The organism is Pseudomonas sp. P9_2 (assembly GCF_034008255.1).
Taxonomy (GTDB): domain Bacteria; phylum Pseudomonadota; class Gammaproteobacteria; order Pseudomonadales; family Pseudomonadaceae; genus Aquipseudomonas; species Aquipseudomonas synxantha_A.
This window is the reverse complement of sequence record NZ_CP125376.1, coordinates 3,759,309-3,782,327: the sequence shown is the minus strand read 5'-3', so window position 1 is coordinate 3,782,327 and position 23,019 is coordinate 3,759,309. Positions and strand designations below refer to the sequence as shown.

General features: G+C 56.7%; 27 protein-coding genes, 1 tRNA gene and 3 pseudogenes. 7 read left to right on the top strand and 24 right to left on the bottom strand.

Translation table 11 applies throughout. The annotated features are described in order from the left end of the window. Position 1: 1 nt before the first annotated feature. Positions 2-1,333, top strand: a complete 1,332-nt coding sequence (locus tag QMK52_RS17005) for an LLM class flavin-dependent oxidoreductase (protein WP_320403101.1) — start codon at positions 2-4, stop codon at positions 1,331-1,333. Continuing rightward, positions 1,330-1,599: pseudogene (locus tag QMK52_RS17000) on the top strand (aliphatic sulfonate ABC transporter substrate-binding protein); the annotation flags it as partial. The gene QMK52_RS17005 and the pseudogene QMK52_RS17000, both read left to right, overlap by 4 nt. 143 nt (positions 1,600-1,742) lie before the next feature. Here QMK52_RS17000 and aqpZ read toward each other — a convergent pair. The 4 genes from aqpZ to QMK52_RS16980 all read right to left on the bottom strand — a co-directional run bounded on the left by aqpZ (position 1,743) and on the right by QMK52_RS16980 (position 4,107). Beyond that, the gene (aqpZ, locus tag QMK52_RS16995; RefSeq protein WP_005789647.1) at positions 1,743-2,435 is read right to left on the bottom strand and encodes an aquaporin Z; all 693 of its coding nucleotides are present in this window, start codon (positions 2,433-2,435) and stop codon (positions 1,743-1,745) included. 236 nt (positions 2,436-2,671) lie between these two features. Then, positions 2,672-2,935 (bottom strand): hypothetical protein, encoded by a 264-nt coding sequence (locus QMK52_RS16990; RefSeq protein WP_194438756.1) that lies wholly within the window; start codon positions 2,933-2,935, stop codon positions 2,672-2,674. A 129-nt stretch (positions 2,936-3,064) separates the two neighbouring features. Then, positions 3,065-3,262, bottom strand: coding sequence for a hypothetical protein (locus tag QMK52_RS16985; protein ID WP_032880294.1), 198 nt, complete (start codon positions 3,260-3,262; stop codon positions 3,065-3,067). 485 nt (positions 3,263-3,747) lie between these two features. After that, complete coding sequence (locus tag QMK52_RS16980) at positions 3,748-4,107, bottom strand: hypothetical protein (protein WP_242462618.1); 360 nt, start codon at positions 4,105-4,107, stop codon at positions 3,748-3,750. A 190-nt stretch (positions 4,108-4,297) separates the two neighbouring features. On the opposite strand from QMK52_RS16980, the gene QMK52_RS16975 reads away from it, so the two are divergent. Then, positions 4,298-4,681, top strand: coding sequence for a hypothetical protein (locus QMK52_RS16975; RefSeq protein ID WP_242462619.1), 384 nt, complete (start codon positions 4,298-4,300; stop codon positions 4,679-4,681). Positions 4,682-5,194: 513 nt separating this feature from the next. Continuing rightward, positions 5,195-5,728, top strand: a complete 534-nt coding sequence (locus tag QMK52_RS16970; RefSeq protein WP_194438758.1) for a GNAT family N-acetyltransferase — start codon at positions 5,195-5,197, stop codon at positions 5,726-5,728. Positions 5,729-5,786: 58 nt separating this feature from the next. Here QMK52_RS16970 and QMK52_RS16965 read toward each other — a convergent pair whose 3' ends face one another. From QMK52_RS16965 to thrS, 15 genes and pseudogenes are all read right to left on the bottom strand, one after another. Next, complete coding sequence (locus QMK52_RS16965) at positions 5,787-6,431, bottom strand: 2OG-Fe(II) oxygenase (protein ID WP_194438760.1); 645 nt, start codon at positions 6,429-6,431, stop codon at positions 5,787-5,789. Between the two features lie 39 nt (positions 6,432-6,470). Then, positions 6,471-7,856, bottom strand: a complete 1,386-nt coding sequence (locus QMK52_RS16960) for a hypothetical protein (RefSeq protein WP_194438762.1) — start codon at positions 7,854-7,856, stop codon at positions 6,471-6,473. An 11-nt stretch (positions 7,857-7,867) separates the two neighbouring features. Further along, entirely contained in the window at positions 7,868-8,347 is a 480-nt protein-coding gene (locus tag QMK52_RS16955; RefSeq protein WP_320403100.1) for a hypothetical protein, read from the bottom strand. Positions 8,348-8,960: 613 nt separating this feature from the next. Further along, positions 8,961-9,086, bottom strand: a pseudogene (locus QMK52_RS16950) (transposase domain-containing protein); the annotation flags it as partial. 71 nt (positions 9,087-9,157) lie between these two features. Beyond that, positions 9,158-9,416: pseudogene (locus QMK52_RS16945) on the bottom strand (helix-turn-helix domain-containing protein). Positions 9,417-9,685: 269 nt separating this feature from the next. Next, a complete protein-coding gene (locus QMK52_RS16940; protein WP_320403099.1) occupies positions 9,686-10,435 on the bottom strand; it encodes a zeta toxin family protein in 750 nt (249 codons plus the stop codon). 309 nt (positions 10,436-10,744) lie between these two features. Further along, positions 10,745-10,821 (bottom strand) — tRNA-Pro (locus tag QMK52_RS16935). Between the two features lie 90 nt (positions 10,822-10,911). Next, the gene (locus QMK52_RS16930; RefSeq protein ID WP_003174972.1) at positions 10,912-11,268 is read right to left on the bottom strand and encodes a MerR family transcriptional regulator; all 357 of its coding nucleotides are present in this window, start codon (positions 11,266-11,268) and stop codon (positions 10,912-10,914) included. Next, positions 11,249-11,551, bottom strand: coding sequence for an integration host factor subunit alpha (gene ihfA / locus QMK52_RS16925; protein ID WP_002553164.1), 303 nt, complete (start codon positions 11,549-11,551; stop codon positions 11,249-11,251). The genes QMK52_RS16930 and ihfA overlap by 20 nt, the downstream gene beginning before the upstream one ends. A gap of 3 nt (positions 11,552-11,554) precedes the next feature. After that, on the bottom strand, positions 11,555-13,933 hold the full coding sequence (gene pheT / locus QMK52_RS16920) for a phenylalanine--tRNA ligase subunit beta (protein WP_320403098.1): 2,379 nt from the start codon (positions 13,931-13,933) through the stop codon (positions 11,555-11,557). Between the two features lie 26 nt (positions 13,934-13,959). Beyond that, the gene (gene pheS / locus QMK52_RS16915) at positions 13,960-14,976 is read right to left on the bottom strand and encodes a phenylalanine--tRNA ligase subunit alpha (protein ID WP_003192486.1); all 1,017 of its coding nucleotides are present in this window, start codon (positions 14,974-14,976) and stop codon (positions 13,960-13,962) included. A gap of 109 nt (positions 14,977-15,085) precedes the next feature. After that, complete coding sequence (rplT, locus tag QMK52_RS16910; protein ID WP_005789679.1) at positions 15,086-15,442, bottom strand: 50S ribosomal protein L20; 357 nt, start codon at positions 15,440-15,442, stop codon at positions 15,086-15,088. A 30-nt stretch (positions 15,443-15,472) separates the two neighbouring features. Beyond that, positions 15,473-15,667: a 50S ribosomal protein L35 gene (rpmI, locus tag QMK52_RS16905; RefSeq protein WP_002553160.1), complete on the bottom strand. Its 195-nt coding sequence runs from the start codon at positions 15,665-15,667 to the stop codon at positions 15,473-15,475. 60 nt (positions 15,668-15,727) lie between these two features. Further along, positions 15,728-16,279 carry a translation initiation factor IF-3 gene (gene infC, locus QMK52_RS16900; RefSeq protein WP_169851780.1) on the bottom strand — a complete coding sequence of 184 codons (552 nt, stop codon included), beginning with the start codon at positions 16,277-16,279 and terminating at the stop codon, positions 15,728-15,730. After that, positions 16,279-18,201, bottom strand: coding sequence for a threonine--tRNA ligase (thrS, locus tag QMK52_RS16895; RefSeq protein WP_005789682.1), 1,923 nt, complete (start codon positions 18,199-18,201; stop codon positions 16,279-16,281). The genes infC and thrS overlap by 1 nt, the downstream gene beginning before the upstream one ends. 366 nt (positions 18,202-18,567) lie before the next feature. On the opposite strand from thrS, the gene QMK52_RS16890 reads away from it, so the two are divergent. Further along, positions 18,568-18,906 carry a hypothetical protein gene (locus QMK52_RS16890; protein ID WP_087945258.1) on the top strand — a complete coding sequence of 113 codons (339 nt, stop codon included), beginning with the start codon at positions 18,568-18,570 and terminating at the stop codon, positions 18,904-18,906. 289 nt (positions 18,907-19,195) lie between these two features. After that, positions 19,196-19,408: a cold-shock protein gene (locus QMK52_RS16885; protein WP_003234260.1), complete on the top strand. Its 213-nt coding sequence runs from the start codon at positions 19,196-19,198 to the stop codon at positions 19,406-19,408. A 72-nt stretch (positions 19,409-19,480) separates the two neighbouring features. Here the strand turns inward: QMK52_RS16885 and QMK52_RS16880 are convergent, their stop codons facing one another. Both QMK52_RS16880 and QMK52_RS16875 read right to left on the bottom strand, forming a co-directional pair. Further along, positions 19,481-19,801: an I78 family peptidase inhibitor gene (locus QMK52_RS16880; protein ID WP_005789685.1), complete on the bottom strand. Its 321-nt coding sequence runs from the start codon at positions 19,799-19,801 to the stop codon at positions 19,481-19,483. Positions 19,802-19,945: 144 nt separating this feature from the next. Then, positions 19,946-20,251, bottom strand: a complete 306-nt coding sequence (locus QMK52_RS16875) for a hypothetical protein (protein WP_005789687.1) — start codon at positions 20,249-20,251, stop codon at positions 19,946-19,948. 152 nt (positions 20,252-20,403) lie between these two features. On the opposite strand from QMK52_RS16875, the gene QMK52_RS16870 reads away from it, so the two are divergent. Continuing rightward, entirely contained in the window at positions 20,404-20,604 is a 201-nt protein-coding gene (locus tag QMK52_RS16870) for a hypothetical protein (RefSeq protein WP_005789689.1), read from the top strand. 34 nt (positions 20,605-20,638) lie between these two features. Here the strand turns inward: QMK52_RS16870 and QMK52_RS16865 are convergent, their stop codons facing one another. From QMK52_RS16865 to rbsK, 3 genes are read right to left on the bottom strand one after another with little or no spacing between them, the layout of a single operon-like run. Beyond that, complete coding sequence (locus QMK52_RS16865) at positions 20,639-21,667, bottom strand: nucleoside hydrolase (RefSeq protein WP_005789691.1); 1,029 nt, start codon at positions 21,665-21,667, stop codon at positions 20,639-20,641. Between the two features lie 27 nt (positions 21,668-21,694). After that, the gene (gene rbsD, locus QMK52_RS16860) at positions 21,695-22,099 is read right to left on the bottom strand and encodes a D-ribose pyranase (RefSeq protein ID WP_005789692.1); all 405 of its coding nucleotides are present in this window, start codon (positions 22,097-22,099) and stop codon (positions 21,695-21,697) included. After that, positions 22,096-23,013 carry a ribokinase gene (gene rbsK, locus QMK52_RS16855; protein ID WP_005789694.1) on the bottom strand — a complete coding sequence of 306 codons (918 nt, stop codon included), beginning with the start codon at positions 23,011-23,013 and terminating at the stop codon, positions 22,096-22,098. Before rbsK ends, rbsD begins: the two co-directional genes overlap by 4 nt. Positions 23,014-23,019: the final 6 nt, after the last annotated feature.

Genomic DNA, 23,019 nt, shown 5'->3' with positions numbered 1-23,019 from the left:
CATGAGCCGTCAACTCAAACTCGGCGCGTTCCTGATGGCCACCGGGCACCATGTGGCCGCCTGGCGCCACCCCGATGTACCGGCGAATGCCGGGCTGGATTTCGCCCACTACAAGCACTTGGCGCAGGTAGCAGAAGCGGCCAGGTTCGACGCGCTGTTCGTGGCCGACAGCATTGCCGCCGCCACCGGTGAGATCGCCAGCCAGATGGCGCGCTCGGATCATTTCGAGCCGCTCACCCTGCTCTCGGCGCTCAGTGCGGTGACCGAGCATATCGGCCTGATCGCGACCGCCACCACCAGCTACAACGAGCCCTACCATGTGGCGCGCAAATTTGCTTCGCTGGATCACCTTTCCGGTGGCCGTGCAGGCTGGAACCTGGTGACCTCGGACAACGCCGCCGAGGCACTGAATTTCGGCCGCGACGCACACCTGGGTCATGCCGAACGCTACAGCCGCGCGCGGGAGTTTCACCAGGTGGTGACGGGGTTATGGGACAGCTGGGACGACGATGCTTTCGTGCGCGACAAGGCCAGCGGCCGCTATTACGAGCCAAGTAAACGCCATGTGCTGAACCATGTGGGCGAACACTTCCAGGTCAAAGGCCCCCTGAACGTGGCGCGCTCGCCCCAGGGCCAGCCGGTGATCGTGCAGGCCGGCTCTTCGCACACCGGCCGGGAACTGGCGGCACAGACTGCCGAGGTGGTGTTTACCGCGCAGACTTCGCTGGCCGACGCCCAAGCGTTTTACCGTGACCTCAAGGGGCGCCTGGGCCAATACGGGCGCGAGGCCGATTCGCTGAAAATCATGCCGGGCGTGTTCGTGGTGGTCGGGGAAACCGAAGCCTGCGCCCAGGCAAAATTTGAAAGATTCCAAGCATTGGTCGAACCCAAGGTAGGCGTGGCGTTGCTGGGGCGCATGTTGGGTAATTTCGACCTGTCCGGCTACCCGCTGGACGGGCCGCTGCCCGAGCTACCCTTGACCGACAGCGGTCAACGCAGCCGCCAGCAACTGCTGAGCGAACTGGCCCAGCGCGAACAGCTGACACTGGCGCAACTGGGCCAACGCATTGCCGGCGGACGCGGTCATTACAGCCTGATCGGCACGCCTGTGCAGATCGCCGATGAGCTGCAGCGCTGGTTCGAAGAAGGCGCGGCGGATGGCTTCAATATTCTGGTGCCGCACCTGCCGGGCGGGCTGGAGGATTTCGCCCGCCTGGTCGTTCCCGAGTTACAGCGGCGTGGCCTGTTTCGGCGCGAATACAGCGGCACCACACTGCGAGAAAACCTCGGCCTGGCGCGCCCGGCCAACCGCTTCAAGGAGACCCGTGCATGAAATTCCCCACCCTGCTGCTGGCCCTGCTGCTGACCCAGACCGCCTGGGCGGCCGATCCATCAACCTTGCGCATCGGCTACCAGAAAGGCTCCATCGCCCTGGTGCTCGCCAAGGAGCATGGCCTGCTGGAAAAACGCTTCCCACAAACCGAGGTGAAATGGATTGAATTCCCCGCCGGCCCGCAGATGCTTGAAGCGCTGAACGTCGGCGCCGAACCGCCCAAGCCCAGCGCCGAAACGTTGCTGGTACGCAACGATAGCCCAGTGCTGCCGATTGACGACAGCATCATTGGCGCACAACAGGCCACGGCGGATCTGTTTTATCAGAACCGCTTGCTGCCCAAGACCATTGAGGTGCGCAAGGTGATATGGCGACCCGAAGCCCGTTGAGATCTGAAGTGTGAAACTGTCTACGGTTTCGTCGCCAACACCAAACGGTGCACGAGGCCGCCAAACAGCCCACCCAGCAAAGGCACCACCCAGAACACCCACAACTGAGCCATCGCCCAATCGCCCTGGAACAACGCCACACCAGTACTGCGCGCCGGGTTAACCGATGTATTGCTCACGGGAATACTGATCAGGTGAATCAAGACCAGGGCAAAACCGATGGCCAGCGGCGCAAAACCGGCCGACGCCTTTTTGTCGGTGACGCCCAGGATGATCAACAGGAAAAACGCCGTGAGTACAAACTCGGTGACCACTACCGAAAGCAGCGAGAAGCCCCCGGGCGAATGCTCGCCATAACCATTGGTGGCAAACCCCGCAGTCACATCGAACCCGGCCTTGCCGCTGGCGATCAGGTACAGCACGCCAGCCGCCGCAATCGCGCCCAGAACCTGAGTGAGGATGTAGGGCACCACATCCTTGCCGTCAATACGCCCAGCGGCGAGCAAACCCAAGGTGACCGCCGGATTGAAATGCCCACCCGAAATATGCCCGGCCGCGTAGGCCATGGTTAATACCGTCAAGCCAAATGCCAATGCCACACCGGCAAAACCAATGCCCAACTCAGGGAATGCGGCCGCCAACACGGCACTGCCGCAACCGCCCAGTACCAGCCAGAACGTGCCGAAGAACTCGGCGGCGAGACGTTTTGTCATCAGGAAACTCCTTGAAGTCAGGTCAAAAAGTTGGAGCCTAACAACAGGGTACGGGCATTGGATGTGGGAAATTTCCTTAGCGCGTAACTAATGAGCAGGTGTGATTCGCGGTGAAGATTGTTCACGCGGGAAGGCATTTATTCCCGGCATGAAAAAGCCATAATCAGCAACAACAGTGGCGCATCAAGGCAAAGCCGGCCTCTTGCTGCTCAGCGTGGCCCCCCCTCTGGATACCCTCACCGTGGCGCGCCCGCCTTGGCGATCAACTCACGCAATCGGGAATCCTTAGGCTCAAACACGTCGAGGAGCCCGATCGCCTTAAGAGCGGGCAGAGATTGAATAATTTCTCGCTCAGCTAGCAGTTGATCATCCATGCTCGCGCCTGGATTACTCCAAACTCGTACGTTTGCCAAAAAGGCACCCACCGTCCCTTTACGTACGGTCACTCCCTCAAATGTTGCTTCGTTTGTGTCGTCGGCAAGAACGTCTTCGGCACGCATATCCGTCTCCGCAGTTGGGTTGCTTTAACTTATCGGCCTTTCGGAAAAGGGCATCACGCCGACAATAACGTAATTATCTTGCGCTGACATTTAAATGAAAACCCGGCGCTTGGCCGGGTCCGTTGATGCTCAGTTGTCAGGATGCTCACTGGCTACTGAATCGGCAGCGTCCACGTCCGACATATCTTCCTCGAGGGGTGCCTCGTCGTCCGGTGGCAGCGGGATATGATCCTCATCGCGCTTTGGATCATGACCGGCCTCATTGTCCGTTCCACGCGTTACTGCCTGCTGTGAAATATTGCCTGGGGCGTTCTCGTTGATTTCCATGCTGTCTCTCCGCTCTAAAGCGCGACAAATACGCACTTAAACATTGGAGCAGGCGTGTAACAGGGAGTGCCGAACTTTGGACGAACGGAAAATCCCGAGACGGTGTTGGGCGTAAGGACGCCAGCACCAGCAGCCATAACGGCGACTGAGGATCCCGCCAAGGGCTCACGCAGTAGCCCTGTATGTCATCCGCCTTGGCCTGATTGAGTAGTTTCAGCCACTTCCTTGTCGAGGCCCCTTATGGCACTTCCTCACACCGCCTGCATCTTCCTGTATTTCCTGTTGCTCAGCACTATCTGGCCCAGCCATGCCAGAGATCTGGCCGAGGGCCTTACCGAGCAGTCACCGTCTGTGGCCCTTGAAAATAAAAACCACCGTTATCCGCAATGGACCGGCATCGATTCACTGGAAAACGCCTTAGGCCAGACCTGCAATGCCGTTCTGCTCGACACGCGCAATCGCCAGGGTAAGGCCATCGGGCCGGCTTATGCGTGGAGTCGACCCTCAACAGTTTTGCCGAACATCCCGGCGTGTTCCCCAGCGCCTTGCGCAACCGCTGCAACGGTCTGCGCCCAGGCAGCTCCGGCAGCCCGATGCTGGACCGGAACACCAATGAAATCACCAGCATCATCAGCAAGGTCGCGTCTGCCATTCAGAAAGACATTCTCAATAGCTGCCAGAACAACTCGGCGTGCGAAGCCGCCAAATTCAACTACAGCTACCCCGTCAACGACTTGTACTACTGCTTTGTAGACGGTGTTTTCCGTAACGACACCCCAACCTGCCAGCTCAAGGCGGTTGAAATCACGCTGGATGAGCCATGGAACCTGAAGCCCTATGTGCATTTAAAACGTGACACCACCGACCAAATTACCCGTCCGACTTGGAACCTGAGGTTCTCGATCCAGGAACCGTTCTACCGATTCAAAGCCGTGAATCACATCAGCGATTGCGCACGCACACACGGCTACCAAGTCGCTGCCGCTTCTGACGAAGCCTACATCAACCAACCCATCGGCCCAGTGCTGGGGCCGCATGTGTTATGCATACTCGGGGGTGCAAACGGCCGAACAGCCGCTGACCGAAGCGCTGCTGCGCAATGCGTTCACCCATTCGGTATTCCTGACCAACCCGGCACCGGCACCGCAGCTCAAGCACCGCTATCACATCGCCTGGGAAAACCAGCAGGACGGTTTTAGCCAGCATTATTACTACAGCGTGAACTCGGCGATCAGCACCATCTGCGGCGATATTGACGACGATCGCTACACCTTGGCCATGGACGGCATATTCCTTGATATAGCAGAGCTGCCGGTCACGTTATGCAGTTATGCACGCAACAACGCCGGGCAACCGTCGGCCATTCGCACAGACATGATCACAGGCGCAACGGTTCGCTCGCAGCGTCAGGCCAGGTGAGGCAGGGAGATGTTTTAAGCAAATGTTGATGACTCAAGTCAGCGCAAGCAAGGGCAATGCCCGAAAGGCACGACTTGAGCGGGATCACTGGGGCTCTCCCCCGCCGAACCGCAGCGGGGGCGACCCGATTACCATTGACCAGAGAGCAAACAGGTTGCCGCCTCAATCATGCTGAAGTGGTACCACGGCTGAGAATCCTGGCAACTGGTGGCGAAAGACGCATGCGCGCTTGAGGTCGCTAACAGGCAGGCTGCAGCCGTCATATAGACGTATTTTTTTATAGTCATCTTCACTCCCCTTCCCATCGTTAATACATTGGCTTGCGCTTCAAACTTTAATAGTGGGCTTGAGCGAGGATCAATTAGGGCAGGTGTGCTAATGGCATATTGACCAGACTGCACCTGTAAACTTGCAGGCAAATACTGGGCTTAAGTAGACTTCTACTCAATGGCACGCGCCCAAGTCCAACATCGGAGAACGACATTGCCTGGAGTGGATAAGACTTGGACGATCGTGACGAATCGCCTGACTCTGAATCGTCATCAACTAGAAGACTTAGAAGATTGCCTAGCCATGTGGCAGGATCCGTTCGTCGTGCGACTGATACGTGCCACGCCATTTGACAGGCGGGAAACCTGGAACCGCCTACTGCGCTATGTCGGTCACTGGGAGCTCCACGGTTTTGGCTATTGGACTATCCGCACTCGCGCGCAAAGCCAATTTTGTGGAGAGCTTGGCTTTGCCTACACCCATCGTGAGATGCCGACCGGCTTTGAAGGCTTGCCGGAGTTCGGATGCACACTGGCGCGGTCGTCGTGGGGCCGCAATATTGCCCAAGAGGCCACTGAAGCGGCGCTAGAGTGGATGGATCACCACAAAGGGTTGCGACGCACCATTGCGATTACCGATGAAGCCAACCGCGCCGCCCTTGCACTTGGGCACTCGGCGGGTTATGTGCACCGTCAGACAATACCATTCGAAGGTCGCCCTTTCGCTTTGATGGAGCGCGACACATCCGATCTGCGAGACCCGAGTTCAGAAGATTGACCTGGCGGAGGCCTGATCTGTCTGTCGCGCTTTGATCACTCCAGTGGCGCTGCATAGACTACTGGCTGCGACGATTGACACCAGCATGCCTTGCATAGAAATACACCAAGGAATTGCGCTCGCCAGACAGCACCTTGCTCACCTCATGACGGTACTTACAGGTGGTGACAAGCACCGAGCCATACGAAGCCATGTAAGAACGCTGTTGACCGTTGTCGGCATATACCACGAACGCCCCACCTTCAAAATGGCGTCCTAGCTGCACAATCATCGAATATTCGTAATCGGGATTGCTGGCAGCATCGAGATGAACGCCAACAAAAGAGCCGGCGATCATTCGGTTCATCTGGCATCGGCGGATATGGAACGGGTCCTGTGACTGGAAAAGCGCAGCCAAACATCCCGGACGCTGCCCGCCGGACAGGATATCAATGATGCCGTCCGAGAAGGGCCGATTGACAGTGCTCGGCAGCTCACCGGCGCGATCCACCATAATCCTGCGCACGTAGATGGCATGCTTGTCACCCGCATCACCATTGGTGACCGTCTCCTCTGGTATCTGCGCCTGCAGGCCCTCCAAGCGAGTGATCTCTTGATCGGAGAACACTACTCCAGCCGGAATCAAGGTGCTACCAGTGCGCTGGAGTTCCTCGGCATACTGGCTGTAATTGCAAGCAGTGGCGGCTTCAGCTATTTCGTTCATTTTCTGCTCCTTTTTTTCGGGTATATGGAAACCGCAACCTCAACCCCCTGAAAGGATCGAGTCGTACAGTTGCTCACGTTGGTCGCAGGTGAGCGCAGGCGCCCAGCCCGCAAGTGCCCCGCTGCCAGCGTTGATCACCGCCGAGCGACTGCCGGAGCGCACCAAGATCCCGCTCGCCTTCTCGCCATGCAGGTACATGCCCAACACCAACCGATGGTCGGCATACACCCCGTCGAGGTCGACAGCGTGGCTCAGCGTCGGCGTCTCCACAAAACGCTGCGCGATCCATGCATCCAGGCCTACATCAAGCAAACGTTTCCAGAGAACTGCAGGCGGCAGACTGCTTCCAAGTACGATTCCCTTGCCACCGTAGGTGTTCTTTTGCTTGAAGATCAGGCTGTCCTTATTGCTCAGCAACCAGTCTCTATCTGCATCCAGCACACTCCAGCTTGGCAGCAGAAAGTCACGGATAGCCGTGATTTGCTCGGGCTCGAACAAGTGGTGGTTGCGAGCGTCCCAGAGCATTGCAAGCCAGCCCTTGCTCATCAGCAGCTCGGCTTCCAGGCCATTGGAAAACCGTGCGCCACGCTGCAAAAGGTCGTCGTAAATATCGGTATTGACTGTGACGTCATCGAAAGTAAAACAGCGATGGATCAAGACGTTGGACAGGTCATGACAACCACGCCATTTCGAGGTCAGGCTGGTTTCATCGTGGATCTGGATATCCATGCTGGGAATGCTGTGAGCCAGGTGTTTATGTGCCAGGTGTTGATTTAGGTAGCCCAAGGCTGCATGAGAACTCCAGTCGAGCAAAATCAGGTGCTCGGTCGGCACGCGTGCACACGTCTCCCTGTATAGATGAGCGAGGTTTTGGAAGGGCGACACGTCAGCATCCGAATCGGGAAATCCTAACGAATCAGCGAAAATACGATAGTAGTCGTGCAGTTCACCGCCGCCGACTGCGACAGAGAAGTTCAACTCGCAGATCGCGTGACCATCACGTAACGGCACCAGATCCACACGTGCGACGCGATGCGGGGCATCGACCAGCTGCCGCCAGTCAACATAAGGTTCCCAGGCAACCGGCAAACCTAATTGAAGAAGAACGTCGGCACGGGAACAACATGCCATCAGGGCGCTGGCAAGCCTGCCCTGCGCAGCAACAATGTGAAGGGCGGCTGCCGCAATCCTATCGTGTTCGGTTCGATCAAAGACAAGCGGATACGGCATCAAACGGATTCGTGGGGCACCGATGTCAGCGGAGAACCGCGCGAGGGCCTCAGTGATGGACGGTTGCCTAAATGAAGTGAGGATTTCCCCCATCACCGGAATCGTTTTCTGGCTCCACTCGCTGAACATTCTTCCTCCATGAATACCTTCTGTGTAATCCGCATGCACCGTTGTATCGCCATAAACGATCAGCACGTCCGCTGGCTTTACCTCTTATCGTTGCAGTTGACCACGCTCACATCGGTGATCACATCCTTGCCATCAGTCAACAAGGTGATGCTGCAGAAGTAGTCGATCACAATCCTGTTCTCTTCATAGCCGACCTTGCGATAGATAGGTTCACTACTGACGGGCATGATGCCATTGAGCCCACGACCTCCAATTCCGACCCACCTCTCTTGCTGCCCCACATACTCAACCCCCGTCTGGATGAACACCTTCTCAGGAGTGACGCGTGTTCGGATCCGATTCCAGGCGTAGAAGCCGCCACTACCATATGACGAAGGCCCTACGCCCTGGTCAGGCGGTCCAAACACTTCAAAAGCCCTTTCCGCGGGCTGGCCTACGAGCTTCTGAGCCGCCACCTGGATATCGTTGACGCCACTACTTTTAGTCGGGGGCGAAGTTGAGCAGGCAGTAATGGCAAAAAACGCCAAGCCAACACATAGGCGTTGCATTACGGACATGGTAGTTACTCCTTCGCTCTTGGCAATTTCTGCACCCAATAACGGCGTTTTTCAAGGCAGTTGTCGCTTCAACCGTTCTGCTATGCCGCTTTTTGTTCGGTCTGCTGTTCCCGATCCGGATTCAGCAGCACCGTTTCTACCAGTTCCCAGTTACATGTTTGCCCTGACCACAGTTCAGGTCTTTTCCGACGCTCGCCGTTAGCTCAAGTCTTAATCGCTCTTGCTTCAATCACCCGGAGAAAAGATGCGTATGACGACCTCAGATCCCAAAACGATAAATCATCTAAGACGAACAGCAATTCCCAGGATGCAATCAGGAGCCGTCCTACAGGGTCTCCTCTCTAATTCTCACCCACTGCAGCTCAATCGGCTTGGACACTCCGGTCTTGACCATCAGACGTCATAGCTCAAAAGCCATCATTGGGACTACAAGCGCGCTGGACCCTCGGCGGGAAAATCCGTATGCCGCACTACTTTTTGATGTAGTGCTTGCATTTAATCGTAACTGTCCGAACTATCCCCCTTGAAATTCAAACCTTAATCTCCTTCAACCACTGATTGACGCGCTCCCATTCAAAAAGCGTTGAGTCGAACGTACCGCCGTGCCATTCCATCATGTCTTCGAATTCCGGATGATTGGGGTCAGCAGTTTGTCCACTCGGTTAACCGAGTGGTCGGCGATGCGCTCCAGAACATAAGTTAAATAAGCTTGCGGGTTCAGATCATTGAGTTCGGCCGACATACAGCGCGACAATCCGAGCCTGATGCAGAAAGCCCGGTGCTTGGCCGGGCTGCGAGGTAATCATCAATTCAAACGGCGTTGAATTGCTCAACCATGTCAGGGAAGCGCTGAACCAATTTAATCAGTAGTGTTGCCTGGGCATCTGGTTTGGATTTCGATTGCTCCCAGTTCTTCAGCGCGTCCAGATTCATCCTGACCTGCCTGGCAAACACTCGTTCTGCTCATTTCGTACTGACGAAGAGTAATATCTCCCTTCCGGTGCTCGCTCATATCCTCCACACCCTGCATCAGCTCGGCAAACAGACTGCGTTTCACTTCCCACCTCATTCTTCAGCTTTATGTCGCGGATGGCAAAAATGAAAAAGCCCAGCAGGCAGGCCGGGCTTCTAGTGGTTACTCAAAACTAGGCGTCAGACGTTTTATTCCTGACAGAATCACCAGCGGATAGTGAGCATCTGATTTTTGCCGCGTGCGCAACCACCTCACGCTGGGAGGCGCTTGCCTTGTGAAGCACCTCCCGGAAAACCTCACGTTTGGTCTCAGGGGAGGCGTTACTGAAGAAATCCGCGAGTAGGCTGGAGTCTTCGGTGTTGGTTTTACGCATGACGATCTGCCTCAGTCAGTAGCTCGATGAGCTGCTGGTAATCATAGGTCTCTGGAATTAGGGCGTCAATCTGCTCCACCGTTACCCCATCCTCATAGAATTCTTCAGAGCAATCTGTGTTCTTTACAAGCAAATCTATGTGCAGCCCCCGTCCATAGGATCTCCTCAACTCAACAATATTCCGGCGTACTGCCAAGTATTGCTGAGCAAATTTGTCCATGGGAATATTTCTTCCCTCGGTTATTTCTCGTGCTTTCACGAACTCCCAAGAGAGCTCTGGGCGCTGATAGACGTACATAATCTGGGCAGCCCTATTTCCTTTCAGAACCCTATCAATATTTCGTTTTGCAACATCTAGATTCGACATCGTACCGTCAAGGATGAACGAAACGCGCTTCTCAAAGGCTCGGTCCAAGACTTTTTCGAGGATCTTTGTCACAGCTCGCTGGAAAAGGTATGAGTTCCCACCGGAATAACCAGGGATAAGTTCTCGAAAATCATCCGGATCAATTCGGAGAACTCGACGCTCCTCGCCCTCTGGGTGTCCTTTCTCCAGAGCCTCCACCATTGCCTTGGAAATCTCCGTTTTGCCAGCACCAGGAGAGCCCGCCATAAAGACGGTGAGCGGAGCGCACTCTGGAATAAAAATCTCGGTGTCGACAATCTTCTTGGCCAGAGGTCGGCGGTGTGTGATGGCAAACTGAAAAGCAGCCTCTTCTAGCTCTATTTCTTCAGGCGTCATTAGTGGCTCGAAATTCGTTTTCCAAAAACTAACACTTTGCTCGACCTTAAACCATGCAACCTCGAGGATCAGTGGGAGGCGATTTTCCTGATCGAGGAACTGAGGAAGTCAAACTCATAGCGTAGAGGCCATGCGAGCGAGGGCATGACCAAAAACTACCAGCGAGACCACGAGGAAATCATCTGGTCCGAGGCGATCCCGGACCTGAATATCAGCGAAATCACCGGGTAGTTTTGCGCGGGTTTTGCGCAGGCACAAAAAAGCCGATCTATCTGATCGGCTTAAGTGTCTGATTTTACTCAGGAATAATGGTCGGGACGGAGTGATTCGAACACTCGACCCCTAGCACCCCATGCTAGTGCGCTACCGGACTGCGCTACGCCCCGACTAGGCGTGTTACTGGGTTCGCTTCTTAACGAAGCGAACCGGAATATACCGCAAGCTTTTGAAATGTGGAAGTATTTTTAAAGCTTGAATCATTTCTTCAGCACCACCAGCACATCTTCCAGTTCGGAGATCATCTGGCGGATCAGTTGCTTGTATTGGGTGGTGTCGTCTTTGGCTTCATCACCGGACATACGCTGGCGTGCGCCGCTGATGGTGAACCCCTGGTCGTACAGCAATGCACGGATCTGTCGGATCATCAGCACGTCCTGGCGCTGATAATACCGACGGTTCCCGGTGCGTTTGACGGGGTTGAGTTGAGGAAACTCCTGCTCCCAATAGCGCAGCACGTGCGGTTTTACGGCACACAGCTCGCTGACTTCACCAATGGTGAAGTAGCGTTTGCCTGGGATGACGGGTAGTTCGTCGTTATGACTTGGTTCCAGCATAAGCCTCAACTCGGGCCTTCAACTTCTGCCCTGGACGAAAGGTGACCACACGGCGAGCCGTGATCGGGATTTCTTCTCCCGTTTTTGGATTGCGGCCAGGCCGCTGGCGTTTGTCCCGCAGGTCAAAATTGCCGAAACCGGACAATTTGACCTGTTCGTTGTCTTCCAGAGCGTGGCGGATCTCTTCAAAAAACAGCTCGACCAATTCCTTGGCCTCGCGCTTATTCAGACCCAACTCTTCGTACAGACGTTCCGCCATCTCAGCTTTCGTCAAAGCCCCCATACGTCACTTCCTTAACGTGGCGTTCAACCTTTGTTCGAGCGAGGTGAGGATATTTTGTGTCGTGGTATTCACCTCATCGTCATTAAGAGTGCGCGATGGATGCTGCCAGGTCAAGCCGACTGCGAGGCTTTTTCTATGCGGATCAATGCCTTTACCCTGATAGACGTCAAATAGCCTGAGGTCTGTCAGCCATTCCCCTGCATTTTCACGGATTACATCCAGAACGGCAGTGGCGGCGACGTCACGGTCGGCGATCAGCGCCAGGTCGCGACGCACTTCAGGAAAGCGCGACAACTCGCTGAATTTAGGCATCTTGCCCGATGCCACTTCAGCCAAGACTAGCTCAAACACGAAGACTGGACGGTCCAGCCCCAACGTTTTCGACAGTTCCGGGTGAATGGCGCCCACAAAACCTACCAGGCGACCTTCGCGCTCGATACGCGCAGTCTGGCCCGGATGCAAGGCTGGGTGGCTGCCCGGCACAAACGTAAAGGCATCCAGCGCGCCGGCAAAGCCCAGTACCGCTTCCACGTCAGCCTTGACGTCGAAGAAGTCTACGACGTCGCGACCTTGCGCCCAGCCTTCCGGCAGGCGGCTACCGCATACCACGCCAGCCAGCATCGGCTCCTGTTTAAGACCATCGAGCTGACCCACGAAACGCAGGCCGCTTTCGAACAGGCGCACGCGGTCTTGCTGGCGGTTCAAGTTGTGGGAAAGCGCTTTCACCAGACCCGGCCACAGCGACGAACGCATGGCGGCCATGTCGTTGGAGATCGGGTTGGCCAATAACAGCGGCTCAACACCCGGGTTGAACAGCTCAAATTGTTTTGGATCGATGAAGCTATACGTCACGGCTTCCTGGTAACCACGAGCAACCAGCAGGCGGCGCAGCTCAGGCAGTTGCGCACGCGCTTCGGCCTTGGGTTGCGGCGCGAGGCGCGCTTGCGGGTAGCGAACCGGCAGGCGGTTGTAGCCATACAGACGTGCCAGTTCTTCGATCAGGTCAACTTCCAGGCTGATGTCGAAGCGATGGCTAGGTACTGCAACCTGCCACTGCCCTTCCCCATTCGAGGAAATACCCAGGCCGAGGGCGGACAGCAGTTGCTCGATTTCAGCCGGCTCAATGACCAGCCCGAGCATTTGCTCAACGCTTTTGGCACGCAGGGTGATCGGCGCAATCGACGGCAGATGCTGTTCGCTGACGGTTTCGGTGATCGGGCCGGCTTCGCCACCGGTGATTTCCAGCAGCAGGCCGGTGGCGCGCTCCATGGCTTCACGGGCGAGATTCCAGTCCACGCCACGCTCATAGCGGTGCGAAGCATCGGTGTGCAGGCCATAGGAACGGGCCTTGCCTGCGATGGCGATCTGGTCGAAGAACGCGCTTTCAAGGAATACGTCACGAGTGGTCGCGGATACACCGCTGTGCTCGCCCCCCATCACGCCGGCAATTGCCAGGGCGCGAGAGTGGTCGGCGATAACCAGGGTGTCGGCACGCAGGCTGACTTCCTGACCGTCGAGCAGCACCAGCTTTTCGCCTTCCTCGGCCATGCGCACGCGGATGCCACCGTTGATTTCGGCGAGATCGAAGGCGTGCAGCGGCTGACCCAGCTCCAACATCACATAGTTGGTGATGTCGACGGCGGCGTCGATGCTGCGCACGTCGGCGCGACGCAGGCGCTCGACCATCCACAGCGGGGTCGGCTTGGACAGGTCGACGTTACGGACCACACGCCCCAGGTAACGTGGGCAGGCGTTCGGCGCGAGCACTTCGATGGAGCGAACTTCGTCATGCACCGGCGGCACAACAGCAACCGCCGGACGGGTGACGGGAGCGTTGTACAGCGCGCCCACTTCACGAGCCAGACCGGCCAGGGACAGGCAGTCGCCGCGGTTCGGGGTCAGGTCGACCTCGATGCTGGCGTCTTCCAGCTCCAGGTAAACCCGGATGTCCTGACCCACAGGCGCGTCGGCCGGCAGCTCCATCAGGCCATCATTGCCCTCGCCTACCTGCAACTCAGCCTGAGAGCACAACATGCCGTTGGACTCAACACCACGCAGCTTGGCCTTCTTGATCTTGAAGTCGCCAGGCAGTTGAGCACCGATCATGGCAAACGGGATCTTCAGGCCCGGGCGCACATTAGGCGCTCCGCACACGACCTGAAAGGTTTCCGAACCGTTGCTGACCTGGCACACACGCAATTTATCGGCATCAGGGTGTTGCTCGGTGCTCAGCACTTCGCCCACTACCACGCCACTGAAAACACCGGCGGCCGGCGTAACGCTATCGACCTCAAGACCGGCCATCGACAGACGAGCAACCAACTCGTCGCGATCTACCTGCGGGCTTACCCAGCCACGCAGCCATTGTTCACTGAATTTCATCCTGCTCTCCTAAAGATTCGTTACGACTAGCGAAATTGCGCGAGGAACCGCAAGTCGTTGTCGAAGAACAGACGCAAGTCGTTCACGCCGTAACGCAGCATGGCCAGACGCTCAACGCCCATGCCGAAGGCAAAGCCCGAGAACTCTTCCGGATCGATCCCGGACATGCGCAGCACGTTAGGGTGGACCATGCCGCAGCCCATGACTTCCAGCCAGCCGGTCTGCTTGCAGACGCGGCAACCTTTACCGCTACACATCACGCATTCCATGTCGACTTCAGCGGACGGCTCGGTGAACGGGAAGAACGAAGGACGGAAACGCACGGCCAACTCTTTCTCGAAGAACACCCGCAGGAACTCTTCGATGGTGCCCTTGAGGTCGGCGAAGTTGATATCGCGATCCACCAGCAGGCCTTCGACCTGGTGGAACATCGGCGAGTGGGTGATATCCGAGTCGCTACGGTACACACGGCCTGGGCAGACAATGCGGATCGGCGGCTTGTTCGCTTCCATGGTGCGGACCTGTACCGGCGAGGTATGGGTGCGCAACAGCATGTTCGCGTTGAAATAGAAGGTGTCGTGCATCGACCGGGCCGGGTGATGGCCTGGGATGTTGAGCGCCTCGAAGTTGTGATAATCGTCTTCTACCTCAGGGCCTTCGGCAATGCCGTAGCCGATGTGGGTGAAGAACTGCTCGATACGTTCCAGAGTCCGGGTAATCGGATGCAGGCCGCCCGAGGCCTGACCACGGCCAGGCAAGGTCACGTCAATGGACTCGGCGGCGAGCTTGGCCGCTAGATCGGCCTCCTCGAGCGACGCCTTGCGCGCATTGAGCACCTCTGTGACACGTTCCTTGGCAACGTTGATCAACGCACCGACTTGCGGACGTTCTTCAGCCGGCAAATTTCCCAGGGTCTTCATCACCTGAGTCAATTCACCTTTCTTGCCAAGGTAGTGAACCCGGATTTGCTCCAGGGCATTTACATCTTCAGCGCTTTGCACGGCCTCAAGGGCTTGGGCAACGAGCGCGTCCAGGTTTTCCATGTACAGACTCCAGATACAAAATAGGGGAAGAGCTTGAAGGCTCTTCCCCTATTTATGACGTTTACCACCTTGGGCTACAGGAGTAACCCAGGATGACTGTCGGGGGTACTTAAGCCAAGGAGGCTTTAGCTTTCTCGACAATCGCAGCAAACACCGCTTTTTCGTTCACGGCCAGTTCAGCCAGAACCTTACGGTCGATTTCGATGGACGCTTTCTTCAGGCCAGCGATGAAACGGCTGTAGGACAGACCGTTAACACGTGCACCAGCGTTGATACGAGCGATCCACAGAGCGCGGAACTGACGTTTTTTCTGACGACGGTCACGGTAGGCGTACTGGCCTGCCTTGATTACCGCTTGCTTGGCAACACGGAATACGCGTGAACGCGCGCCGTAGTAGCCTTTAGCAAGTTTCAGAATTTTTTTGTGACGTTTACGGGCAATGACGCCACGCTTTACACGAGCCATGAGTTACTTCCTCTAGTCTTGATCCAAAAATTAACGAAGGCGCAGCATGCGCTCGACTTTTGCCACGTCAGACGGATGCAGCAAGCTGCTACCGCGCAGTTGACGCTTACGCTTGGTCGACATTTTGGTCAGGATGTGGCTCTTGAAAGCGTGCTTGTGCTTGATACCGTTAGCAGTTTTCAGAAACCGCTTAGCAGCACCACTTTTAGTCTTCATCTTTGGCATGTTCGGATACTCCGCATTCAGTTGATAAACATAATCAGAAGGCCTGCCGTGCCCTGTTGATTACTTCTTCTTTTTCGGGGCGATGACCATGATCAGTTGGCGTCCTTCCATCTTAGGATGCTGTTCGACCGAACCGTACTCGAGCAGGTCAGCTTCAACCCGCTTGAGGAGTTCCATCCCCAGCTCCTGGTGGGCCATCTCACGGCCGCGGAATCGCAAGGATACCTTGGCCCTGTCCCCATCACTCAGGAAACGTACCAGGTTGCGCAGTTTTACCTGGTAATCCCCTTCCTCCGTCCCTGGACGAAACTTGATTTCTTTAACCTGAATCTGCTTCTGGTTTTTCTTGGCTGCGGCAATCTGCTTCTTCTTCTCGAAGATCGATTTGCCGTAGTCCATCAGCTTGCAGACAGGTGGTACAGCATCGGCGGAAATTTCCACCAAATCGAGCTTGGCTTCTTCAGCCTTAAGAAGCGCGTCTTCAATTGACACAATCCCAAGCTGCTCACCCTCAGCCCCAATTAACCGAACCTCGCGTGCCGAGATATTCTCGTTGATCGGGGCTTTCGGTGCAGCTCGTTTATCTTGTCTCATTTCACGCTTAATAATAATTACTCCGAATCTGGGCGACCACGCCGGGAAACCGCTTGCGCGAGGAACTCAGCGAACTGGGCGACGGGCATCGAGCCCAGGTCAGCACCTTCACGAGTACGCACAGCGACAGTCTGCATCTCGACTTCCCGATCTCCGATAACCAAAAGATAGGGAACCTTGAGCAAAGTATGCTCGCGGATTTTAAAGCCGATCTTTTCATTTCTCAAGTCGGACTTGGCACGAAATCCGCTTTCGTTGAGAGTTTTTTCAACTTCGGCGGCAAAATCTGCCTGTTTATCAGTGATATTCATGATCACTGCCTGGGTCGGAGCCAGCCACGCAGGGAACGCGCCCTCGTAGTGCTCGATCAGGATACCGACGAACCGCTCGAACGAACCGAGGATCGCCCGGTGCAGCATAACCGGGTGTTTACGGCTGTTGTCTTCGGAGACGTATTCGGCTCCCAGACGGATTGGCAGGTTAAAATCGAGCTGCAGGGTACCACACTGCCAGACACGGCCAAGGCAATCTTTGAGCGAGAACTCGATCTTCGGACCGTAGAACGCGCCCTCCCCCGGCTGCAGGTCGTACGCAAGGCCCGCACTGTCGAGTGCTGCGGCCAGTGCAGCTTCGGCGCGATCCCACAGCTCGTCGGAACCAACGCGCTTTTCCGGACGAGTGGACAGCTTCATTTCAACTTCGGTGAACCCGAAATCGCGATAAACGTCCATGGTCAGCTTGATGAACGCGGCGGATTCAGCCTGCATCTGCTCTTCGGTGCAGAAGATGTGGGCGTCGTCCTGGGTGAAACCGCGCACACGCATGATGCCGTGCAGTGCACCGGATGGCTCGTTGCGGTGGCAGGCACCGAACTCGGCCAGGCGCATCGGCAACTCGCGGTAGCTCTTCAGGCCTTGGTTGAACACCTGCACGTGGCATGGGCAGTTCATCGGCTTGATGGCGTAGTCGCGGTTTTCCGACTGGGTGGTGAACATGTTGTCGGCGTAGTTGGCCCAGTGCCCGGATTTCTCCCACAGGCTGCGATCAACGACCTGCGGGGTCTTGATCTCCAGGTAACCGTTGTCGCGCTGAACCTTGCGCATGTACTGCTCAAGCACCTGGTACAGGGTCCAGCCATTCGGGTGCCAGAACACCATGCCCGGCGCTTCTTCCTGAAGGTGGAACAGGTTCAGGCGCTTGCCGATCTTGCGGTGGTCGCGCTTTTCAGCTTCTTCAATGCGCTGGATGTAGGCGGCCAGCTGTTTCTTGTCAGCCCAGGCCGTGCCGTAGATCCGTTGCAGCTGTTCGTTCTTGGCATCACCGCGCCAGTAGGCACCGGACAGCTTGGTCAGCTTGAACGACTTGAGGAAACGCGTGTTCGGCACGTGTGGGCCACGGCACATGTCGACGTATTCTTCGTGGTAGTACAGACCCATGGCCTGCTCGTCCGGCATGTCTTCCACCAGACGCAGCTTGTAATCTTCACCGCGCGCGGTAAACACGTCGATCACTTCGGCACGCGGGGTGACTTTCTTGATGACGTCGTAATCTTTTTCAATCAGCGCGTGCATTCGCTGCTCGATGGCCGCCAGGTCGTCCGGTGTAAAAGGACGCTCATAGGCGATGTCGTAATAGAAGCCTTCTTCGATTACCGGGCCGATCACCATCTTGGCGGTTGGGTACAGCTGCTTGACCGCATGGCCAATCAGGTGCGCGCAAGAGTGGCGAATGATCTCCAGCCCCTCTTGATCCTTGGGCGTGATGATTTGCAGGCTGGCATCGCAAGTGATCAGGTCACTGGCGTCGACCAGTTTGCCGTCGACCTTGCCGGCCACGGTCGCCTTGGCCAAGCCTGCACCAATGGATGCGGCGACTTCGGCTACGGAAACCGAATGATCGAATGAACGTTGACTGCCGTCGGGTAGAGTAATAGTTGGCATGGCGCCTCCTCTCCTAGTGGTGACCCCTACCAAAGGTCACGTGGGTTGGGATGAGCCAGTACAAGATCCAACACCAGGCCGTTCAGTGATGAACGCCTGCCTTACAGCGGCAGGAGCCTTTCGGCCAACCGATAATCGAACCAGAGTGACTGGATTGAGCTAAAAAGAAACATGGCAAGGCGGTAATTGACGCGCCTGAAACTAGCCAAGCCCACGATCCTAGCACAGATGAACGGTCATCGCGCCGACGAAGCTTTGTGGATAGCGCAATTCAAGGCTTTATAGCTGCAAAGTGAACTTGAGCTGTACGTCGGGCCTCCAACCCACTGAGAATCGCCGTTCGTCCTCGACCCAAAGGAGCATCCCATGATGCGTTTCACCTCTACCCTCGCTGTCGCCGCTACCCTGAGCCTCCTTTCCCTCGGCGCGCAGGCTGCAGCCCCTTCCAACTGGCCAGCCGGCGCCCGTGACAGCTTTGTGAGCGACTGCAGTGCCGCCGCGAGTCAGAACGTAGACGCCAAAACTGCCAAAGCTCACTGCGAATGTGGTGCTGACAAGATCAATGCCGAATTGACTAGCGCGGAAATCACAGAACTCATGGCAGGCAAGCCACCAGTGGGCGATAAAGCAATCGCCGCTCGCTCGGCGCTCGAAACCAAAGCCGTCGCAGCTATTGATTCCTGCAGAGTCGTGAAGAAAAAGTAAGATTGACCACTGATCTGACGGCCATATCGCTGAAAAAACGCCCTGAAAACTGCCATTTCACACAAATTACGCAGGTTTTACGGCTTTTTTTAACAGTTGATATTTCAGCGCAAAGCCCCGTAGATCGGGGCTTTGCGCCGAGCCAGGGATCAGATGCAACGCGATTGATTAGCAAACAATGCCTTGGGGGGGCTCCCAAGTCGAACATTTCGACTATGATAGCCCAGTGTGCCCAGTTGGCCTGAGCAGCACAGCACTACTGAAAATATATGTTTCTTGGAGATACACCATGTCTAATCGCCAAACCGGCACCGTTAAATGGTTCAACGATGAAAAAGGCTTCGGCTTCATCACTCCTCAAGGTGGCGGTGACGACCTGTTCGTACACTTCAAAGCTATCGAAAGCGACGGTTTCAAAAGCCTGAAAGAAGGCCAAACCGTTTCCTTCGTGGCTGAGAAAGGCCAAAAGGGTATGCAAGCTGCACAGGTTCGCGGCGAGTAATTCTCCGCTGAGCTAAAAAAAACCCCGTCCATGTGACGGGGTTTTTTATGGGCGATGCAAAAGCCGAAGCTATCAGCCGCAATTGACCCGCGTGATCACCAGGTTGTTGTCAGTGTTGAGGTTCAGGCGGTCAGAACGATATTCCAGGGTAATCATATCGTTGGGCTTGAGGATGCGTGCATTCTGCGCGCCAGCACGGCTACGAGCCTGCTCCAGCAACTGTGGCGAGGCTTTCTGGCCGATTGCGAACTCGGCGGCCTTCGACTCACAGCGGCTATGACCAGCATCGGTCACGGTGGCGTCTTTGCCTGGCTCAGAGGCACCCGGGGTGCTGCAACCCGCCAATGCGAGTGCTGCCAACAAAGTACCGAATGAAGCGAGCTTCCAAGGCATGAAGCCTCCTATGATTAAAAATGGACAGAGATCGTGCGACAGCGATATGAACGATTGGTTTCAAGACGTTAATCGCCTGCGCGCAAGTCTGCCTGACTCGCGCGGGGCAATCGCCCAGTCAATCGTGACTAGATATGAACGCACTCAGTAGATGTCAATGTAGTCAGATTGTGGGTGTGGCCAGTTCTGTTTCAGCGCATTGAAAATCTGCATGACCCAGACCTCATCGCTGGCCGCCACAATGCCGACATAACCAGAACCCTTGGCCCAGGTCTCCAGACGAAACAGCAGGCCATCAATCTGCGCCCCACCGACTACGCCGGAAGAAATATAGGCAATACCAGCCCTGGTTACCCGAAGCTGGGTATGTTCGTCGTCACTGGCGTGGGCAAGCAGTTGGCGCACGGCATCCAGCGTCAGGTTCTCAGGCTTGTTCAGATCGATCTGCACGCGGTGTTTCCCGGCTGTTAAACAAGCTGACAGTGTCGCATACCCCCTCCTTCATGCCTAAGTAGCAGTGCCAAAAGCCGCGCAAAATGGTTAACTGCGCCGCTGGAACCGCGTTCCAGCGCATTGCCCAGTACTTCAGCCGTGAGATTTCCATGACCACCGTAACGCTCCAAGCCGATATCAAAGCCAAGTGGCCCCAGGGGCAAAGCTCCTATAGCCCCGGCAGCACCGAAGAACTGGCGATCATTGGTATCGATCTGTTGGTCAAGGAACTGGGAACCCAGGCGGCACAAGCGTTCATCGGCCAGGTATTCGAGAAATACCCGGCCGACCACATGGGCGCACAAGAATAAGAACCGGTCGACGAACGCCGACCGGTAAAACGTATTACTTCAAACGCGCCAGACGCTCGGTCAGCAGATCGAAGAAGCCCTGGGCGTCGCCGTTCTCGACCCAGAACACATTCTTCTCTTGCTTGAGGCCGTCGTACCAATCGACGATGGTCTGGCCAAAGGTTGGGCCTTCGCGGCTGTCGACGACCATATTGGCCTGACGACCGCTGAACAGCGATGGTTTGAGCAGGTAGGCAACCACGGTAGCGTCGTGGACCGGGCCACCCGGAATGCCGTAATGCTCCATGTCGCCTTTGACGTACTCATTCAGAATACTGCTGACGACCTTGCTCGCGTTGTTGTTCAGGTCCGCAATCTTCTTCAGGCGGGCGTCGCTGGTGAGGACTTTATGGGTCACGTCCAACGGCAGGTAGGTCAACTTCACTCCACTTTTGAGCACGATCTCAGCCGCCACCGGATCGGCGAACAGGTTGAACTCGGCCACGGGCGTGATATTGCCGCCATTGAAGTGCGCACCACCCATCACCACCACTTCCTTGATGCCCTGGGTGATTTCGGGCGCCTGGGTCAGTGCCAGCGCCAGGTTGGTCTGTGGACCGAGCATGGCGATGGTGATGCTGTGCGGTTTGGCGGTGCTCAGCGTCTTGATCAGGTAGTCAACGGCATTACCTTCGGCCAGGCCTTTTTTCGGCTCGTGCACGGTGACGCCGGAGATACCCTCTTTGCCATGGATATTCTCGGCGTAGATCGGCTTGCGCAGCATAGGCGCCGGCGCACCGGCGTACACCGGAATGTCCTCACGCCCTGCCCACTCGCGCGCCAGACGCGCATTGCGGGAGGTCTTGTCCAGGCGCACATTACCGGCGACGGTGGTCAGCGCACGAATGCTCAGCTCCTCCGGCGAGGCCATGGCGAACAGCAGCGCCACCACGTCATCGGCCCCAGGGTCGGTATCGATGATCAGGTCGATTTTTTCCGCCGCCTGGGCGCTTGCAGCTGTGAGTGCGGACAAAAGCAGAACACTCCGGAACAGGTTTTTCAGGATGGGTAGACCACGTTGCATAAAGCACTCCTTGTCATTGGGGGGACGCTAAAACGTTACGCCGGATACCAGCGCGATATTGCAGTAAGGCTGGCACTCGCCGGTACGCACAACCGCGCGTGCCGTGCGGCTCAGTTGCTTGAATTCTTCATGGCTGAGCAGCCGCCTCTCACCCAGCGCTGCCTGCTCTGTCAGCGCATTGAGCGCGCTCAGCGCCGGCGGTTGCTTGAGCAGGATTTCCTCCGCGAGCACGTGGCTTTCAACCTGCATCTCACTGAGCACAATGCGCAACGTGCTGATGAAATCCGGAATGCCCTGGGTCAGTGCCAGGTCGATCAACTCCACGCCGGGCGGTACCGGCAGGCCGGCATCGCCGATGACCAGCACGTCACCATGGCCCAGGGATGCGATCACGCGTGACAGGGCGATATTGAGCAAAGGTGTCTTTTTCATGAGGGCACAAAACCTTGTACGTCGTGCAGCGTAGGAATGGAAGGCTGAGCGCCGGCGCGGGTCACAGACAACGCCGCCGCTACCTGGCCAAAACGGATCGCCTCGGCTTCGCTCTTGCCCGCGGCCAGTGCAGCGGCAAAGCCACCGACGAAAGTATCGCCTGCGGCTGTGGTGTCCACCGCCTTGACCTTCGGCGCCAACAGATGCTCGAAGCTGCTACCGTCGGCAAACAGTGCCCCCTGGGCGCCAAGCGTAATGATGACTTTACCCGCCCCCGCCTTGATCAGCGCTGTCGCGGCGACCTTGGCGCTGTCGAGCGAGTCGACGGTGACGCCGCTCAGGGCGGTGGCTTCACTTTCATTGGGGATCAGGTAATCGATCGAGGCATACCACTGAGCGGGCAAAGGCCCACTCGCGGGAGCCGGATTGAGGATGACTGTCTTGCCCAGTTCGCGGCCGCGCTTGAGCGCATGACCAACAGTGTCCATCGGCACTTCAAGCTGGCAGATGATCACGTCTGCCGCCTGCAGCACAGCGTCGCAGGCTTGCAGAGACGCGGGCGTCAACTCACCGTTGCTGCCGGCCACAATGACAATCGCATTCTGGCTGCTGTCATCCACCACGATCAATGCCACACCACTGGAGCCCTCTACGGTGCTGACCGCCTGGCAATCGATCCCTTCCACCAGCAGTGCATCACGCAACTGACTGCCATAGGCATCGGTGCCCACGCATCCGATCATCGCAACACTGGCCCCCAGCCGCGCCGATGCCACCGCCTGGTTGGCGCCCTTGCCACCCGCAACGGTGGAAAAGCTCTGGCCGATCAGGGTTTCACCGGCACGCGGCAAGCGACTGGCCCGGGTGACCAGATCCATGTTCAAGCTGCCTACTACCACTACTTTTGCTGGCATACATCA

Coding starts and splice junctions, on each gene's coding strand:
- ihfA (WP_002553164.1), bottom strand. CDS start 11,551: ATGGGGGCTTTGACGAAAGCTGAGATGGCGGAACGTCTGTACGAAGAG.
- QMK52_RS16870 (WP_005789689.1), top strand. CDS start 20,404: ATGACCACCGTAACGCTCCAAGCCGATATCAAAGCCAAGTGGCCCCAG.
- QMK52_RS16890 (WP_087945258.1), top strand. CDS start 18,568: ATGATGCGTTTCACCTCTACCCTCGCTGTCGCCGCTACCCTGAGCCTC.
- QMK52_RS16885 (WP_003234260.1), top strand. CDS start 19,196: ATGTCTAATCGCCAAACCGGCACCGTTAAATGGTTCAACGATGAAAAA.
- rbsD (WP_005789692.1), bottom strand. CDS start 22,099: ATGAAAAAGACACCTTTGCTCAATATCGCCCTGTCACGCGTGATCGCA.
- QMK52_RS16985 (WP_032880294.1), bottom strand. CDS start 3,262: ATGGAAATCAACGAGAACGCCCCAGGCAATATTTCACAGCAGGCAGTA.
- QMK52_RS16865 (WP_005789691.1), bottom strand. CDS start 21,667: ATGCAACGTGGTCTACCCATCCTGAAAAACCTGTTCCGGAGTGTTCTG.
- aqpZ (WP_005789647.1), bottom strand. CDS start 2,435: ATGACAAAACGTCTCGCCGCCGAGTTCTTCGGCACGTTCTGGCTGGTA.
- QMK52_RS16930 (WP_003174972.1), bottom strand. CDS start 11,268: ATGCTGGAACCAAGTCATAACGACGAACTACCCGTCATCCCAGGCAAA.
- QMK52_RS16955 (WP_320403100.1), bottom strand. CDS start 8,347: ATGTCCGTAATGCAACGCCTATGTGTTGGCTTGGCGTTTTTTGCCATT.
- QMK52_RS16975 (WP_242462619.1), top strand. CDS start 4,298: ATGTGTTATGCATACTCGGGGGTGCAAACGGCCGAACAGCCGCTGACC.
- rplT (WP_005789679.1), bottom strand. CDS start 15,442: ATGGCTCGTGTAAAGCGTGGCGTCATTGCCCGTAAACGTCACAAAAAA.
- rpmI (WP_002553160.1), bottom strand. CDS start 15,667: ATGCCAAAGATGAAGACTAAAAGTGGTGCTGCTAAGCGGTTTCTGAAA.
- QMK52_RS16980 (WP_242462618.1), bottom strand. CDS start 4,107: ATGCACATAGGGCTTCAGGTTCCATGGCTCATCCAGCGTGATTTCAAC.
- QMK52_RS16990 (WP_194438756.1), bottom strand. CDS start 2,935: ATGCGTGCCGAAGACGTTCTTGCCGACGACACAAACGAAGCAACATTT.
- QMK52_RS16940 (WP_320403099.1), bottom strand. CDS start 10,435: ATGACGCCTGAAGAAATAGAGCTAGAAGAGGCTGCTTTTCAGTTTGCC.
- rbsK (WP_005789694.1), bottom strand. CDS start 23,013: ATGCCAGCAAAAGTAGTGGTAGTAGGCAGCTTGAACATGGATCTGGTC.
- pheT (WP_320403098.1), bottom strand. CDS start 13,933: ATGAAATTCAGTGAACAATGGCTGCGTGGCTGGGTAAGCCCGCAGGTA.
- QMK52_RS16965 (WP_194438760.1), bottom strand. CDS start 6,431: ATGAACGAAATAGCTGAAGCCGCCACTGCTTGCAATTACAGCCAGTAT.
- thrS (WP_005789682.1), bottom strand. CDS start 18,201: ATGCCAACTATTACTCTACCCGACGGCAGTCAACGTTCATTCGATCAT.
- QMK52_RS16880 (WP_005789685.1), bottom strand. CDS start 19,801: ATGCCTTGGAAGCTCGCTTCATTCGGTACTTTGTTGGCAGCACTCGCA.
- QMK52_RS17005 (WP_320403101.1), top strand. CDS start 2: ATGAGCCGTCAACTCAAACTCGGCGCGTTCCTGATGGCCACCGGGCAC.
- pheS (WP_003192486.1), bottom strand. CDS start 14,976: ATGGAAAACCTGGACGCGCTCGTTGCCCAAGCCCTTGAGGCCGTGCAA.